At 51.1% G+C, this 16,736-nt stretch carries 14 protein-coding genes; 7 read left to right on the top strand and 7 right to left on the bottom strand.

All coding sequences use genetic code 11. The annotated features are described in order from the left end of the window. Positions 1-133: 133 nt before the first annotated feature. The 4 genes from ACJ2PR_RS12075 to ACJ2PR_RS12060 form a co-directional block, all read right to left on the bottom strand. Positions 134-1,783, bottom strand: a complete 1,650-nt coding sequence (locus ACJ2PR_RS12075) for an AMIN domain-containing protein (RefSeq protein WP_446877161.1) — start codon at positions 1,781-1,783, stop codon at positions 134-136. 79 nt (positions 1,784-1,862) lie between these two features. Next, positions 1,863-2,444, bottom strand: coding sequence for a DUF1802 family protein (locus ACJ2PR_RS12070; RefSeq protein WP_446869147.1), 582 nt, complete (start codon positions 2,442-2,444; stop codon positions 1,863-1,865). Further along, a complete protein-coding gene (locus tag ACJ2PR_RS12065) occupies positions 2,441-2,791 on the bottom strand; it encodes a hypothetical protein (RefSeq protein WP_446856885.1) in 351 nt (116 codons plus the stop codon). Before ACJ2PR_RS12065 ends, ACJ2PR_RS12070 begins: the two co-directional genes overlap by 4 nt. Positions 2,792-3,545: 754 nt before the next feature. After that, entirely contained in the window at positions 3,546-4,505 is a 960-nt protein-coding gene (locus ACJ2PR_RS12060; RefSeq protein ID WP_446877160.1) for an isopenicillin N synthase family dioxygenase, read from the bottom strand. Positions 4,506-4,526: 21 nt separating this feature from the next. On the opposite strand from ACJ2PR_RS12060, the gene ACJ2PR_RS12055 reads away from it, so the two are divergent. Then, on the top strand, positions 4,527-4,877 hold the full coding sequence (locus ACJ2PR_RS12055) for a TMEM14 family protein (protein WP_446856887.1): 351 nt from the start codon (positions 4,527-4,529) through the stop codon (positions 4,875-4,877). A gap of 197 nt (positions 4,878-5,074) precedes the next feature. On the opposite strand, the gene ACJ2PR_RS12050 is transcribed toward ACJ2PR_RS12055, so the two are convergent. Continuing rightward, the gene (locus tag ACJ2PR_RS12050; RefSeq protein WP_446877159.1) at positions 5,075-6,364 is read right to left on the bottom strand and encodes an ABC transporter substrate-binding protein; all 1,290 of its coding nucleotides are present in this window, start codon (positions 6,362-6,364) and stop codon (positions 5,075-5,077) included. Between the two features lie 292 nt (positions 6,365-6,656). Here ACJ2PR_RS12050 and ACJ2PR_RS12045 point away from each other — a divergent pair, with 292 nt between their 5' ends. The 5 genes from ACJ2PR_RS12045 to ACJ2PR_RS12025 all read left to right on the top strand — a co-directional run bounded on the left by ACJ2PR_RS12045 (position 6,657) and on the right by ACJ2PR_RS12025 (position 13,522). Beyond that, the gene (locus ACJ2PR_RS12045) at positions 6,657-7,595 is read left to right on the top strand and encodes a hypothetical protein (RefSeq protein WP_446877158.1); all 939 of its coding nucleotides are present in this window, start codon (positions 6,657-6,659) and stop codon (positions 7,593-7,595) included. Positions 7,596-8,385: 790 nt separating this feature from the next. After that, positions 8,386-9,501, top strand: coding sequence for a type IV pilus assembly protein PilM (pilM, locus tag ACJ2PR_RS12040; protein WP_446856890.1), 1,116 nt, complete (start codon positions 8,386-8,388; stop codon positions 9,499-9,501). Position 9,502: 1 nt separating this feature from the next. Beyond that, positions 9,503-10,339, top strand: coding sequence for a PilN domain-containing protein (locus ACJ2PR_RS12035; RefSeq protein WP_446869153.1), 837 nt, complete (start codon positions 9,503-9,505; stop codon positions 10,337-10,339). After that, positions 10,336-11,241 carry a hypothetical protein gene (locus ACJ2PR_RS12030; RefSeq protein WP_446856892.1) on the top strand — a complete coding sequence of 302 codons (906 nt, stop codon included), beginning with the start codon at positions 10,336-10,338 and terminating at the stop codon, positions 11,239-11,241. Before ACJ2PR_RS12035 ends, ACJ2PR_RS12030 begins: the two co-directional genes overlap by 4 nt. A gap of 85 nt (positions 11,242-11,326) precedes the next feature. Continuing rightward, positions 11,327-13,522, top strand: coding sequence for a secretin N-terminal domain-containing protein (locus ACJ2PR_RS12025; RefSeq protein ID WP_446877157.1), 2,196 nt, complete (start codon positions 11,327-11,329; stop codon positions 13,520-13,522). A gap of 332 nt (positions 13,523-13,854) precedes the next feature. On the opposite strand, the gene ACJ2PR_RS12020 is transcribed toward ACJ2PR_RS12025, so the two are convergent. Beyond that, positions 13,855-14,640, bottom strand: a complete 786-nt coding sequence (locus ACJ2PR_RS12020; protein WP_446856894.1) for a metallophosphoesterase family protein — start codon at positions 14,638-14,640, stop codon at positions 13,855-13,857. A gap of 232 nt (positions 14,641-14,872) precedes the next feature. Then, complete coding sequence (locus ACJ2PR_RS12015; RefSeq protein ID WP_446877156.1) at positions 14,873-15,598, bottom strand: DUF1995 family protein; 726 nt, start codon at positions 15,596-15,598, stop codon at positions 14,873-14,875. 152 nt (positions 15,599-15,750) lie between these two features. On the opposite strand from ACJ2PR_RS12015, the gene ACJ2PR_RS12010 reads away from it, so the two are divergent. Then, positions 15,751-16,686, top strand: a complete 936-nt coding sequence (locus ACJ2PR_RS12010) for a class II fructose-bisphosphate aldolase (RefSeq protein WP_446877155.1) — start codon at positions 15,751-15,753, stop codon at positions 16,684-16,686. The last annotated feature ends 50 nt before the right edge of the window (positions 16,687-16,736 follow it).

Here is a 16,736-nt window from a genome sequence, read left to right as displayed (position 1 = left end):
GTCTGCGAAGGCAACCTTTGCTCTTTTGAGCGCATTTCTAATCCAGATTCCCTTCTAGCAGAAAACTTGGAGACAGTTCGACTCCACACTCCAAGCGAAGAATTCTGTCGAGTTCAAATTTATCGAAATTGCGTTATCTCAAATCCTCAATTAGCCGCACCTCAAGCAGTTGACCCGGCTGAAGGGTCGCAGGTTTGGGAGAAGTCACATACGTCAAAGCTGCCCCCGCGGCCGCTCCGCCAAACACATTCCCGCCCGACAGACCGCCCAAAATTGCCCCCGCCAACGCCCCAATCCCTGAGTTGCGAAAGAGACGATTGTCAGAAACTTTGCGATTGCCGCCGCCGATCGGTTCAGATTGAGCGGCGATCGTCACACTTTGCCCCGGTAGCGAAATCGTCTGTGTGATAAATCGACTGCCATTGTTATCGGTTTCAAATCGTCCCAAAACGGTGGTGCCTTCGGGCGCAATCACGTTCCCATTCACATCCCGCAAATCGGCTGGCAGCACTAACGCTTCTTGACGAGGTTGACCGCCTTGTAACGACAATGGTTGAGTTCCGGGGTAGCGCAGATTAAACGCCGTCCCCGCAGGCAACAACAGTCTCAAGGCAGAACGGGTGTCGTTTGTGGGCGGAGAACCCAACTCCATGCCACCCGTGGGCAGCGGTTGACCAAACTCGATCGCACCCGATGTCCCCGATGAATTCTCGATACGTGCCGCAGGCTGCACAGGAGGAACCGTCATCGTCGCTGGATTAGGGATCTCAGCCGGAGGAAGCGGATTGGAATTAGCAGGGCGACGATCGATCGGAGGCACACTCACACTCGGAGCCGTCCCCGGACTGGGCGCACTCACCGGCGGCAAAGACTCTGGAATACTCAAATTAGAACTCACCGCCGGAAGCTGGAGAGAAGGTTTGGCACCCATCGAACTGGCCGCTGGAGTGGTGGCACTTTCTAAAGCAGGCGTTGGATTAATCGAAGCCGTCTCTGGCACAACAGGCGCGATCCCCGGCGGAAAGAGATCGGGCGATGGCGGCACCGGGCCCGGACTGGTCGAAACCACCGTCGGAGGCTTAGTCGGCGGCAGACTGGTCGAAGCCGCAGGAGAAGGAACCCGTTGAGCAGGCCGCGAAACCACAATGTCGATCGGCTTATCGGTTGGCTGATTTGTCTCAGGCTGGTTCGATTGGGCAGTATCTGCGGGAGGCGCGTCGTCTTCTGAAGGAACCGGAGGCTGGGAACTGAGAGGCGGTGCGGTCTTGGCAGGCGCGATCGGGGGGTCAGCAGCAACTCTCGGCGACTCACTCACAGCGGTTGGTTTAGGAGTCGGTGCCTGCGCCAAAAGCGGCCGAAGAACCCAGCGATCGCTCGACTTTTCGGCATCTCCCACTTGTTTTAGCTGCGCTTGATCCCGCGTTAAGACTGTATCTGGCGAAAGCTCTAATACAATTCGCGTCACTCCTGGCTGAAACTGTGACACCCGAACTTGTCTGACCGCTCCGTCAAAACTCTTTTGCGTCGGCACCGTTCCTAACTCTGTTTCAGGAATTTCTAAAATGATGCGAGCAGGTTGCGCCATCAAAAAATAGCGGGGCTTGACCCCATCTTTGACAGTAACTTCTAGCTGATTTGCGGCAGGGTCATATTGCCAGTTTTGTAGCGGGGCCGCCCATGCCGAGGAGCTTGCCAAACAAACCGCAAACGGCAAAAGGTGAATGCCTTGACCAAACCCATTCGATGTCCGTCTCGATCGCTGGTTAAACTGCTTTTTAAACATGAGGTTGCCGCAAATTTTCAACCGACTTGGCTTTCTAGGATAGTCGCAGGTGTTGATTTTGCAGCAAAAGTTTCGACTTTTAAGACGACTGAGATTCGACCAGGTTCAATCGGTTAGAAATCTGCTCAACTTGCTGTAAATAAGCAGTGTCGTCGAAAACAGGGGTTACGTCCGTAACGTCAAATGGAGTCTCTAAATCAATCCACGATCGACAGCCTCCATACGCTTCTCGATAAGGAATCATTTGGGCTTTGGGCAGTCGAGAAACCCTTAGTAAAAGCACATAGAGCGGCGATTTTGGCTTCCATTGAAAGCGTTCTTCTGCGAAGTCAGCCGTCCAGATGTGAAAGGGCAACAAAGACTCTAAAACCGCTGCTTCAGTGACTTGAAAAATGTGAGTCATGTCAGCGAGCGAGCCAATTCTCACCGTTTCAGGATGCCACCCGGATGTAACAGGCTCAACCGATCGAGACTTGTCTTTCAACAAATGGGGCTGCTGATGTTCGTAAGTGGGATAGAGCAACACCTGATTTTGAGAGACGGTAAAGCGGCCGCCCTGTTCTCGAATGCCGCCTTTGCGAAGCAGCACGATCGTTTCACCCTGTTCGAGAGCTTGGACGGCGATCGCCCATTCTTTAAGCGCATGTCTGAGACTAGTCATCCAAATTCTAAGTTTGAGAAAAATTCAACACAAACCGTAAACAGAGGAAATAAAATGCCCGCTAACCCAATCCAGCCGCCAAATTGTCCCAAAAAGCTGTAGAGCAATCGATTGTTGTTGGCTCGTTCGTGAGTCATCGCCATAAATCGCGAACTGCTGCTGATCAAAAGCGCTCCCCCGATTCCCAGCGGAAGGCTCATCGTAAACCATGTTCTCAGTCTAGCGCCCGGATTAATCAGCCCCAACGAAGGAAAAAACACAAAGCTCACAAACTCGACCACGAGCCACAAACCTAATGCGATAAACAGGTCTTTTCTCTGTAACTCATCAAAGGAGAAGTTATTCATGGGGGAGAGAATTGGTAGAGTGCGGTTGGTGTTTGGTTGGCAGGTGCTGACCCAGGGTCTACCTGACAATCTTCAGGTTTTCTCAATCTCGAAAAAGCAAAAAATCGCTCTCTATTTAACTAGCATGGAATGAGGGACAAGTAACCGTGTTGGCTGACACCAGATTCAAATTCTTGTCGTGACGAAATCGTAACCTTCTAGAGAGAATACTCCATGACTACTCATGATCTGCTAATGCTCGTTTTGATGCTCTCTCCTGGCATTCTATTGTCGGTCTTTGTGATGGTCACATTTGCCGCAGGAGGTTGAGGAGGAGGGAGGAGGGATGAGTTTAAGATTTCTGGCTGGTGATGCAGAACGTAGGTTAACGCAAATTCAGTAAACCCCTTGACTTCGATCGCCACTCCAGAACGCCTCCCAAATCCCTCGCCCCTGAGAAACGTTGACCTAAAATCACGTGAATTCGATGAAATCCTTCGCTGCCGTTACAAATCCGGGCAGCCCCCTAAATCCTCCACGAGTGAGGGACTTTGAACGAAAAATATGATCTAAAAGTCCCCCAGATTGGGGGGGTGGGGGGCAGAAGCGCTGAAGACCGAAGCGAAAAACTTCCATCGAATTCACGTTAAAATCTCGTCTCAAAGTCCCCCAGAATTGGGGGCAGAAGCACTGAACACCGAAGCGAAAGAACTTCATCAGACTGACATTGGATTAAAACGCAAAAACGCTCTCATTTCTATCCAAGCCTCAGAACTCAGAACGCAAAATCTCTTTCATCCCTCCTCCCTCCTCCCTTTTTAAGTCCGATCTCTCGAAGACGTTGCTGTAAGTATTCGCCTGCGGTGATAGGCGGAAATTTTGCGACTCCTCCCGTTTGCTCAACGCAGCTAGGGAGCGGTGTCAGATCGATCGCTCCGCTCGGATGGACAAAAAATGGCATCGAGAACCGACGATCGCGATCGTTGTCCGGGTTTGTGACGCGATGGGTTGTACTTTTGAGTCGCCCGTTGGTCAGTTGTTGGAGCATGTCACCACTATCGACAATAATTTGACCCGTGACCGCGTGAATTGGTTGCCAGGTGCCGTCTCGCTGCAATAGTTCTAGACCTTCGGCGGTGGCTTCACAGAGTAGCGTGATCAGATTGATGTCTTCGTGGGGTGCTGATCGCAAGCTATTTGGATGGACACGATCGGGAATGGGCGGATAGTGAATCACGCGCAAAATGGTATCGCTGTTTTCGGCCATCTCACTCAAAAAATCTCTGGGCTGCTCCAGATACAGCGCACAGGCTTCGAGCAGTTTGGCAGCGCACTGATCTAACTGAGCATATAGCTCGTTCAGGGTGGGATGAAATTGAGGAATTTCTTGAGGTCGCAGATTGGGCAAGATTGCATCGCGTCCGACGTGCCAAAATTCTTTTAGATCAGGAACAGGATGATCTTTGGCGTGTTCTTGCCCAAAGCGAGTAAAGCCCCTCTGTCCGTTGAGTTTTGGGTCTTCGTAGCGCAGCTTGATCGAGTCGGGCAACGTAAAAAAATCTTGAGCAACTTGATACGCAGACTGAATTAAGCTTGCATCAACCTCGTGATTGACGATCGCAAAAAAGCCAATTTCCTCCAGTGCTCTCCCCATCGTTGATACAAAACTTTGTTGTCGCTGTGGCGAATCAGAGAGAAAATCCTGTAGATCGACGACGGGAATCGTTTGCAGCATTATCACAAGCAGGATGAAATTATGGATTTATTGTTGCCGCTTCTGGGCATCTGGTCAATTTTGGGATACGGAATCCTGGTGGCGATCGGAGGCATCATCGGCTATGTCAAATCTAGAAGCAAGGCATCGCTGATTTCAGGGTTGGCTAGTGGAGGGGTGCTGGCGATCGCGTGTTATCTCTGCTGGCGGGATCTCTTGCTCGGATTTGGTCTAGCCAGCCTGGTTGCCCTTTTGCTGTTGGGGGTGTTTGCCGTTCGGTTTTCCAAAACGCGCACCTTTATGCCTGCGGGTCTGATGGCGATTCTCAGCTTTTTAGCAACGGTTGGCTACGGGCTGCCTACGCTGTCAATGCTCAGTAGCAGACGTTTTTAGCGTGAATTCGACGAACTTCTTCGCTACGGCTACGAACGCGGGAGAGCTAACTAAATCCCCCACAAGTGAGCAACTTTGAACCGGAAATCTTCTCTGAAAGTCCCCCAAAATGGGGGGTTGAGGGCAGAAGAACCTGAGAACGAAGCGAAAGAACTCCATCGAATTGATGTTAAATCGGAGTCAAGGCTTAACAGGAACTATAATCGTCCATTCCAGCTTTGGGCGGCATCATTCACAGCCTGATCAACAGTCTTCTGGCCCAGCATCGCAGCTTGCAGATTTTGATAGACGACTTTTTGCAATTCCTTGACATCTTTCATCGCTGGAATCAATACTTCAGCCGTTTTTAATTGGCTGGCACTGACCATTCTGGCCTTGTCTACCGGAGTCGCATCCGCAGGAATGTTGGTGAAATAGCGATCTTCTGAAGCCTTGATCGTCGAAGGCAACACATTGGCCGCTTTGGCAAACGACAACTGATTTTGATCATTCGTAACAAACAGCGCAAACTTAAGAGCCGCATCGGGCTGATCGGTGTCTCTAGGAATCACTAAATTCATGACGGCAACGTTCTTTTTGCCCGTATCTCCGGTGATCTGTGGCGCAGAGGCAGACACCTTAGAAATCGAAGGCGCATTCTTTTCGATCGTCTTCAAAAACTCCGCGCCCGATGCCAAAATTGCGGTTTGTCCTTGCTGATAAAGGTCGATCGCATGGCGGTGTCCCTCAGTCAGCACTTCTTTGGGCATCAGACCATTTTTGTACAAATCCACCCAATATTGAAACGCAGCTTTCCCTTGGGGCGTATTGAAGGCAGCTTTTCCCTGTCCGTCTACTAACTGCACCCCCATTTGCACAAACGATTCGAGAACCTCACCAGAATCTTCAGGAACTAAGGTCGCAAAAAAGGCATATTTTCCCGTTTTGTCTTTGATCTGTTTGGCGGCTTGGGCCAATTCTGCGTAGGTTGTCGGAGGTTTAGTCAGACCCGCTTGCTTAAGTAGATCATTGTTATAGATAGCTACTCGCGTCGTCAGATACCAGGGCAACCCAAAACTTTTGCCATCCAACGTACTCGACTGCCAAATGTTAGAAAAATACTGCTGTTTGACCTCAGCGGGCACTTTGCTATCGAGTTCGAGCCAGGCGTTTCGGGTGGCTAACTGAGAGGCAAAATTGGGATTGAGATTCACCACATCGGGCGCACTTTTAGCGGCAACTGCTGTGAGAATTTTGCGCTCCATCTCCGCCCAAGGCACATCGACCCAACGGATTTTGGTGCCCGGATTTTCGGTTTCAAAGGTGGCAATCAGTTGTTTAAAGTAATCGGTGAACTGAGGCTGTAGTTGCATCGTCCAAAACTCAACCTCCCTCGAACTGGATGCCTGCTGCCTGACTGCGGGTGCGCCACAACTCACCAACCAACTCAACACAATGCCCAACAGCGCAAGCACTCCAAATTTTTTCCAGGCTCTCATTTGACGCATCTTAATTTGATTCTTAACTTGATTTGATTCTTAACTTAAGCAGCGATCGGTAGCTTAGTCTACCTGATCCTCTAAAGATTCAGTTTTGAGTTTTGCGGCTTGAAGTTCAAGATTTTCTAGCGGCAAAATGATCTAAAAGTTTTTTTTTTAAGGTTCATACTGTTTAACCTGACCTATCAAAGTTCAAAACTCAGAACTGAGATATTAGCGTTCTCCTTTCTTTTGGTAGAGGTAATGGTCTCGGTTTTCGATCCAATCTGAAAACAGCAAACTTCCAAGGAGAGAAGACGACATGATCAGGGTTTCAAAACTGAGCGCGATCGCGAAACATTCTTCTGTCGGCCTTGCGTCTCTGGCGTTGGCTTCACTGTTTCCCGCTGCTGGGTTGACTCAATCGACGACCGCAGGCTTTCCGCTCTTAATCGCACAGTCTTCGAGGGATCAACCTGTGACCAATCCAGGGATTTCTGGAGGAAACACACCTGCGTCAACGATTCCCTCGACGAGTGCGCCCTCGGTGCCGACGGGTGATCAGCCTGTGTCCAATCCTGGTGTTTCGGGGGGAAATGCTCCCGCATCAACGATTCCCTCGACAAGTGCTCCCTCAGTGCCAACAGGTGATCAGCCTGTATCTAATCCTGGCGTTTCGGGGGGAAATGCTCCCGCATCAACGATTCCCTCGACAAGTTCTCCTTCGGTGCCGACGGGTGATCAGCCTGTGTCCAATCCTGGCGTTTCGGGGGGAAATGCTCCCGCATCAACGATTCCGTCTACCACTCCCGCAACAGGCTCTCCAACGGATGACCCCGCAAACCCGCCCAATGTCATCGAGCGGAGGATTATTCAAGGAGATGACGTGATCATTCCCAATAATCAGACCCCAAGACAGCCCATCAGAACGGCTCCAGCCCAAACGCCCAGTCAATCAACCACCCCGGCTCCAGTTTCTCCCACATCTCAGCCTCTTCCTCAAACCACAGGCTTTATCCGAACGGCGATCGCCAGTCAGCTAAACAACTCGACTCCCGGATTGGATGCTCAACTGCTCCAAGCGACCTGCAACCAAAACTGGCGAGGAGCCATTGCTATTGTGGATCGGGCCCTTGCGGCGGCTCCTGCCAGCCAGGGACTTTATCGATCGCAGCTTCGTCAATATCGGGGTCGATTGGAGTCTTTAGCCGCCGCCGGAACCGCCATCCCTAACTGGACTCAACGCTGCACAGGAAGCTAACACAGTTCGTTTTGCTCAGAGTTTTACTCAAAACAACCTAACCCAAACTTCTCCCATCTTTTTGCAGAGGCCGTGTTGCGATAGCGACATGGTTTTCCTGTGTTCATCTGTATTTATATAGAAGAAACTCTTTCACGCCTGACTTTTGTTATGTAGAGGATATCAAAGCAAACTTTACCCTTCCATACTCTGATTTTTAGCTACCAATATTTCAATTAGGCGATCGTGAATCGTCTGAGTTCTTAACCGATCGCTCTTGATTCCTAAACCCGCGATCGTTCAAAGCTCGATCGTATAATCCTGTGTCTCCCTCTTTCCTCCTCGCCCCTCACCCCCCACTCCTCACCCCTCACGCCTCCACCCCACTTATCACAGCTTAAAAGAATTATTCGTCTGTTTTCTGAAATAGCGTGTACTATTCACTGAAGAGTGGTCAACGCTATCAAAATCGGTGAATTTTAAGCAAACAAATTCTCGATCGAAGCGTCTGCCAACTATCAGGTCAGTGCGTTTTACCCTGGAGAAATCAAAACCTTTTAGGTCTGAGATTCCTTTAGAATGACCTGGTTTGTTCACTGCTCAGTTTGGGGTAGTTTAAAGTCGTCAATCAAAATTTATTGCGTGAATGTACAATAAATTCCTTACATGATTCTGATGGGTTCGCAAGTTTGTATCCAAACGAGTCATTGTGAATTAAATTGTGTACTATGCACTAGCACCTGACTGTGTTGTGATGAATTCTGTCGGTAAACCGGGTTCCTAAACTATTTCTTAGTGGGCTAACAAATCTGTGGTGAACGGTCTAAAAGGTCTCTTTTCAAGAAAGTCGAAAGGGGTTGGCATAGAGTTAGCCCCCGATCGCATCAACATTGCCCAGTTACGCAAGCAGGGTCAGGGGTTTAAACTGACCAGCTTCATAACCGTTCCCGTGCCTGACGGGGTGTTTGAAGAAGGGCAAATTGTCGATCCGCCAGCGATGTCTGAACTGATTCAAACCGCTTTGGCTGATAACAAAATCAAAGTTAAACAAGCCGCGACGGCCGTTCCGGGAGGGCGCGATACCGTCACTCGAATCATTCCTGTCCCCGCCGAGCTAGACGATCGCGAGCTGCGAGAAATGGTTCTTAACCAGGAAGCCGGCCTCTACCTGCCGTTCCCGCGCGAAGAAGCCGACGTAGACTATCAAAAACTCGGCTTATTTATTGACGAAGACGGCATCGAAAAAGTCCAGGTTTTGCTCGTCGCCACCCGCAAAGAAATTACCGACGTTTATATCAACACCTTTCGCCAGGCGGGCCTGCAAGTAGACGTACTAGAGATTAGCAGCTTTTCGCTGATTCGCACGATTCGCGACCAACTGCGGCAATTTGCCCCCCAAGAAGCGGTCGCCCTCGTCGATATCGAGTTTGAAAGCACCGAAATCTCGATCACAGTGGATGGCGTTCCCCAATTTTCGCGCACCGTGCCGATCGGGTCGTTTCAGATCCAGAGTGCTTTGTCTCGCGCGATGAATCTGCCTCCGTCTCGCAGCATCGATTTGCTCCAGGGCATGACCATTCCCTCTAACCCGATGGATACAATGGGCAGTCCGCGAATGAGCAGTGGCACCAATCCCGGCACCGCCGCCATGCTGAGAGTTTTAGGAGAACTGGCTGACGAATTGCGCCGATCGATCGACTTTTACCTCAACCAGGGCGAAAACCTGGAGGTGGCCCAACTGCTTTTGGCTGGGCCAGGCGCGTCGATCGGACAACTGGACGAATTTTTTACCCAACGGCTGAGTCTGCCCTGCAATCAAGTCGATCCGGTGGCAGCCCTCTCGCTAGAAACGCCGCAAGAAATTCCCCTGACCGCGAGACCAGGATTGGGCGTTGTATTGGGCTTAGGACTGAGGGAGGCATGGTGAAATGTATAGTTTAGACATCAATTTTCTCAACGATCGCCCTGAATATAAGCCCGATGGGGCGAGGCGAGGCACCCGTCCTAGAACGGCTACGTTTGCGTCAAGCGATCGTCGTCCCCTTTACTGGGGTCTAGCCGCAGGCGTGTTTTTCCCGGTCGTGATGCTGGCGCTGTGGGGCATTCTTCAGGCGGAAAGTTCCAAACTCACCACTGAGCAGGCCGAGTTAGACAGTCAGCTTGGCAACTTGGAACAGCAGAAGAAAGAACTCGCCGCCGTCAACGAGCAAATCAAGCAGACCACCGACGAAACGCAAGCGCTGGCAACAGTGTTTAACCAGATCAAACCCTGGTCAGCGATGGCTCAAGATATTCGCGATCGCTTGCCACCGGGGGTACAAGTCACCGCCATCAAACAAGTGGCTCCTCCAACGACGGGGGCCGCTGCCCAGCCTGCGCCTTCTCCCGCTGCCGGGGGCGCTCAACCCGCTCCACCTGTTTCAGGCGTGATTCAAATCACAGGGCTTGCCAATTCTTTTAATGATGTCAATGACTTTATCTTGACTCTACAGCGCTCTAACTTTATGCAGAGCGACAAAACACGGCTTTTGGCAGCAAAACTAGGGACTCCTGGAACTCTACAAAGCCTCAATTTTCCGGGGTCAACTCCAGGTGGAGGGTCTAGAGAAACGCCAAAATTGCCGCCCCAAGTCGAATTTTCCATTGAGACTGCTTTGAATGAGGTTCCTGCTTCTGAGTTAATTCGTGAACTCGAACGCAAAGGAGCCGTTGGACTGGTGACTCGCATTGATGCGCTCAAAGATAAGGGAGTGATTAAACCATGACGGCAGGTGGAGATTTTATTCCTCAAGACTCTGACTTTGATCAGGGCCCAAGCTACCCCACGGTTTTTGGGGTCACGATCACGCCCGTCGTCAGTGGGGTTTTGTTGGCGACCGCAGGGGTAATTGGTGCGGCGGCTCTTTGGGCCTATGTGGTCAGCCCTGCCTGGGAAAGTTATCAGACCCTCAAAGCAGATGTAGAAGCCAAGCGCGAACAGGTCAACCAGATTGCAGCCGTTAAAAAACAGGTGGCAGACGCGAAAACAAAACTGACGCAGGTTAATCAGCAACGCGATCAGGTGTATGCACTATTTGCCAACGAAAAAACGCTGGATACCCTGCTATATGACCTCAACCAGTTAATCGAGAAAAACAATGCTGGGCGAGTGGTTGCGACTCAGAGCAAGTTGAATAATTGCCCCTCCTGGGTGAGAGATCAGTATGCCAACATCCTCACTTACCAGAAGTTTGAAGACCAAGCCGGGGCGCTGATTGCCGAAGCCAAGCTAAATCGGTTTGAACCCAATCCCAAGGGAGCCGAAGTGATTACTGACAGTTCTTTAGGGCCAGCCATCAACAACAAGCTTAAGCGTCAAAGTGTGAGCGTTGACTTTAAGGGCAACTTTAACCAAACGCAGTCGATTTTTAGAACGATCGAGCGACTTCAACCCTTGCTTCTGGTAAAAAATCTCAGTGTGCAGGTCGGCACTGGCACAGGAAATAAGCCGGGTACCGTTCTCTATGAAACCGGGCCGGGGGGATCTGTGCGATTTTTGACGAATTGCCAGCCGGATGCGGTGCTAACGACAAGCTTTCAAATGGAGGCGCTATTGCCTTTGAGCGCGGCAGATAGAAAAGCATTGGCTCCCAGCCCTGTGGTCAGCCCGGTGGCTTCACCTAAATAGATGGACAAATTCTGCGAGGTTGTCCATTTGTCTAACGTCTCGAACGCTTTAACTAATTATCTTTGTTGAGGGAGGAGTGAATTCAGTGAAAGAACTTTATGGAATCAGTGGCATAGCCGCTACGACGATCGCTTTGATCGCTAACTTGCCAGCGGTGGCGGCTCCATCTCAGATTACCAATGTCAAGCTCAATCCAACTCGCGCTGGCGTGGATGTGGTAATCGAAACTCAAGCGGGCGATCGCCCTCCCCAGGTGTTTAATGTCAATCGAGGCAACACTTGGACAGCCTACGTGTTTAACACTCAGATCCGCGCTCCTTTTCAGCAGAGCAATCCTGCCCCTGGGATCTCGTCGATCGCAGTTACGCCAGTTGCGGGGAATGGAGTACAAGTGACCGTGGTTGGTCAGGGTGGCACTCCCACAGGGCAAGTTTCTAGCCGCAATGCTCAAGGGGTAATTTTGAGCGTCAACAGTACAGGGGGCCCGATCGCTCAAGCGACTCCTGCAACTCCCACGGCTCCCACGCCCTCAGCCTCGCCTTCTCCGACCGTTCCTGTTGCGCCGCTAACGCCCAACCCGGCTATTTCGCCGAGTGCGCCGAGTGTTCCTACATCTCCAGTGCCACCGTTTCAGAGAAGGGCTGTCCCGCCGCCTGTCGGAGATATTTCGGTTTCACAGACGGATACGAGTGCTGCGTCGATCGACCTGGGCACCGCCGAACGGATTCCCCGGTTGGTGTTGAGAGATGCTCCGGTACGAGAAGTGTTGTCTCTGCTGGCACGGGCAGCCAATTTGAACCTGGCTTACAGTGAAGGAGCGCCTGCTGGAGCGCCCGGAGCGGCTGGACGAACGTCTGGTGGCCCAACGATTTCTCTCGATATTGAGAATGAGTCGGTGCAGGATGTCTTTAACTATGTGCTGCGGATTGCTTGTGTCCCGGCGGCAGGGGGCGCTCAGGGCGGCGGTGGCGCTCAATGTGGCAGCTTGGATGCTAACCGGAGCGGACGGACGATCTTTGTCGGCCCAAGATTGCCCAATGCAGCTCGCAATTTGGCTTCTCGCAGTTTGCGGCTCAATCAGATTCCGGTGACCAGTGCGGTCAATTTTTTGGTGGGCTTGGGCGCAGAAAGTGCGGTCACTCGCGAACGTCAAGTTAGAACGGTGGTGGCTCAGTCAGCCGCGCAGCTAGAAGGTGCCCAGACAGGTGGAGGGGGCAACCAGCCTCAGACGCAAACCGAAACAACTACTGAGTCTAGAGTTGAAGTTCAGCGAGCCAATTTCCAAGATTCTACGCCGCTGTTGCGGGGGTTGCAGGTGTCGGGGGATGAGCGAACCAACTCGATCACGCTGATTGGGAGTCCCAAACAAATCGAGTTGGCGACGAGTCAGTTGGTGCAGCTTGATTCGAGACGGCGGTTGGTGGCTGTCAATGTCAAAGTAGTGGATATCAATCTGCTTGCCCTCAACCGAGCAGGTGTGAGTTTCTCCTTTGGGGTCGGCAATTCACAGTTTGTTAACTCAAACGGGGTCGCCCTGCTCAACTTTGGCACCAGAACTCCCGGCTCAACCGGATTGACAGGACAACCTGGTCTTGTAACCAGTGTTCCTGGAACTGGCACCGCTGTTAATTTCGCCCGTGCTTTCTTTGCTCAGTTGCAAGCTGCGGTAACGAACGGCAATGCCAAAATATTAACCGACCCAACGCTGGTTGTTCAGGAGGGTCAAACAGCGACGGTAAACCTGACTCAGGAGGTCGTTACCAACTTCACCCAGCAGATCACATCGGTTGGTACGAGTGGCGCTCAATCTACAGTAACGGTTGAAAAGAAGCCTGCTGGACTCATTTTGCCCGTTAAGATCGATCGCATCGACGACAACGGTTATGTCTCTCTATCGGTTGCTCCTTCTATCTCGCAGCCAGACGGCACCGCCGAAATCGTTTTGACTGCGGGCAGCAGCAACAGAATCACGCTCTTGTCAGAACGAAAAGTGGAGTCAGGTCAGATCCGTCTGCGCGATGGTCAAACGCTCGTGCTCTCAGGCATCATTCAGGAACAGGATCGCGTCGATTCCACTAAGGTTCCGATTTTAGGAGACATTCCTCTGTTGGGTGCTCTGTTCCGCAGCACTCAGCGGACGAGCCAACGGCGGGAGGTAATTGTACTATTGACTCCCCAGATCATTGATGATTCTGATCGTTCTGCTTATGGGTATGGCTACACGCCTGGAGCCGATGTTCGCCAATTCTTGCAGCAGCAACAACAGAATGGAAACCGCTAACTCATAGACCTGTTTCTAGAATGGTGAATGACTCAAACAGTTGTTCATCGTTCACCCACTAAAAACCCAGAATTCGGGAATGGTTCCTGAGTCCTGGCTTTTTGAGTAGAGAGACAACTAATTGAACCTGACCTTTAACGTGAATTCGATGAAATCTTTCGCTGTGGTTGTTAATCCAGGCAGCCCCCTAAATCCCCCACGAGTGAGGGACTTTGAACCCAAAATCTTGTCTGAAAGTCCCCCAAAATTGGGGGTTGGGGGGCAGAAGCGCTGAACAATGCAGCAAAGAAACTTCATCGAATTCGCGCGACCTTTAGAAGAGCGATCGCGCTCTACCGATGCAAGGCCTGTTTGCGTGAGACTCGACCCAGTTCAACTCTGGTGGTGGCTTCTTCGAGCATCAACGTCCGCACCGTCTGATTGTAAACATTTACCTGGACAACCTTACCGTGATCAACATCTAGCGCCGTCAGCCAACCGCTCTTAGGATGATAAGCGCCCGTATCAATGTCGAGCCAGCCTTGTCCTTGAGCGATCGCCCCTGGGGTCACGCCCGGAAACGTAAAGGTGATCGTGTGTCCAGTAATAATCGTCTTGTTGGCAAAATAAGGGCGCGGACAGCCGTGAAACTCTTCGCGAATCCAGCAAAATTCTTGAGAAGTCTGATGCTCGATCGGCAAGTCAGGATGCACCCCTGCATGAACCAACCACAAATCACCCAGATCTAGATGCGTTGGCAATGTTCGTATCCAGTCAACGTGTTCGAGCAAGATTCCAGAATCGCCATAGCTAGCTACCGTCGCCCGTCCGCCACTTTGTAGCCAAGCCTGGAGCGCAGGCGCAAACACTTGCCCGTTGGGAAACGATTCGAGCAGAAGCTGTTCATGGTTGCCTAGCAGCGATTGATAAGGGCTACTTTTGACAAATTCGACCACCTGAGCACTCTGCGGGCCGCGATCGATCAAATCCCCCAAAAAGTAAACTTGATCTTCTGTGCCAGGAGCTAGCGCGTCTAAAAGCGTCATTAGCCCAGCGTAGTGACCATGCACATCACCAATGATAATTCGACGGGGGGAGTTTGAGGTCATGCGATCGCCTTTCTCGAAAAGTCTAAACACAAGCTTGGAGGAAATATGAAAACGCGAACTTTATGGAGATACCCCTTGTCTGGACTAGTTTCTGGGAAGTAAGAAATCAATTTTCTACCCATTGCGTCCAGAGTCTCTGCAAGAAGTGTCCAAGGTGGAAAAGTCGTGAATAATCGACCTGCTTACTAACTGCAATTATGCCCCTTCGCTTTCCGGATCTCACGAGACAGGTGTTAATCATCACAGGATCTCTTCAAAAACTTTATCTTCCTAAAGCTCTCAAAAACTGCTGCAAGCCTGAAAGTAGCCCCTGTCTTGATTGTTGGCTTCCAGTCACCGACGCAAATAGCTCATCTAGCTTTTCAGAATCAGGCTTTTCGGCAACTTCAGCGATCGCTTGATAAACGCCATCCGTTTCGAGCCAGACTTGCCAGGGATCAGGGTAGCAGCGCAAAATCGCCGAGTGGTCATCCAAAGGGCGCAAGTGATAGCAGGGTTCGATCGTATCCAAAAAACGCTGTCGAAGCTGACGACCTGCATAGCCGATGCCGATCGTAGATACGTCTTCTAGTCGGGCATTGAACAACACAATTGGACGATCGCCCGCCACACTGCAAATCTGCTCAACTGGGGCAACCTCGACAGCACTGGGAGCTACAAAGATATAAAGCTGATCTTCAGGATCAACCTGCTCCTCAGCCGATGTGGTTTGTCGTGCGCCTGCGACATCTAAACTGCGAATCTGAAAGGGAACTTCTCCCCAATCCCGTTTTGCCAGAGCCGCCATGCCCGCATCTGTAAAGAAAACTTTTAGTCCGCTTCCCCAATCTGTAAAGGCTGTGAGAAACGTTCCTGCGATCGGTAGAGGTTTGAGTTCGGGAAACAAAATCTCGACCTGAAGACGTGTGTAGCCCGCAGCGATCGCCGCCTGAATTGCAGTTTGAGCCTGAGCGATCGCGTCATCTAGCGTGGTAGGAAGTTCAGCCATAAAGCAATCAATTAGAAAGCAGTTAGAAAGCGTTACGTCCGTCTGCAAAGATAGAGATAATTTCACTACCTACTCTGGGACGGCTCAAGTCTAGACCAACACTTTACCAAGTTTTTCCAATTTTTATCGACTCACTCCCCTACTCCCTACTTATGCTGACTTCTACAAGAGAACTGCTAGAGACGGCTCGACGCAACGTTTATGCGATCGGCGCTTTCAATATCTACAACTTAGAAGGCGTAAAGGCTGTGGTCATGGCAGCCGAGGCAGAAAACAGTCCCGCGATGCTACAACTTCATCCCAGCGCCTTGAGCTATGGCGGATTTCCCTTGGTGGCGCTCTGTTTGGAGGCGGCCCGATCGTCTACTGTCCCCATCTCCGTTCATCTAGATCACAGCACGTCTGCTGACGATATTCGCACAGCACTGACGTTTGGGATGGCTTCGATTATGGCGGATGGTTCTCACTTGCCCTACCAGCAAAACTTAGAATTTACGCGAGAAATAACGCAATTGGCGCATCGAAAAGGAGCCGTCGTCGAAGCAGAAATCGGCAGAATCAGCGGCACTGAAGATGGTTTAACGGTGGCCGAAAAAGAAGCCAAAATGACCGATCCGACCCAAGCAGTCGAGTTTGTCAAAGCGACAAAAGTAGATGCGCTTGCGGTGACGATCGGCAATGTCCACGGAGAATATCGCAGTGAACCAAAGCTCGATTTTGCTCGCCTCGAAAAAATTCGCCATCTTTTGGGAGCCTTGCCGCTAGTGCTACATGGGGCTTCAGGGTTGCCAGAGTCGATGATTAGTCGCTCGATCGAACTAGGGGTTTGCAAATTTAATGTCAATACCGAAGTGCGGGCGGCCTACATGAAAACGCTCAAACAGGGATTGTGTTCTTCATCGCTCAAGGATTTGGTGGACTCGATGGGGGCAACGATCGAATCCATGCAGTCTGTCATCGTCGAGAAGCTGCGGCTGTTTGGTTCTTCTGGCAAAGCTCACCTGCATGAAGGCCCCTACGCAGATATGCTGCGATTTAACGGTCAGTTCCCCGAATCTGAGATTCTTGAATTTATTATGAAAAATTAACGTGAATTCGATGAGAGTTTTTTCGCTTCGTTGTTCACGGCTTCTGCCCC

It is taken from the genome of Phormidesmis sp. 146-33 (assembly GCF_052939515.1).
The sequence above is the reverse complement of the archived record's forward strand: the minus strand, read 5'-3'. Positions and strand labels throughout refer to the sequence as shown.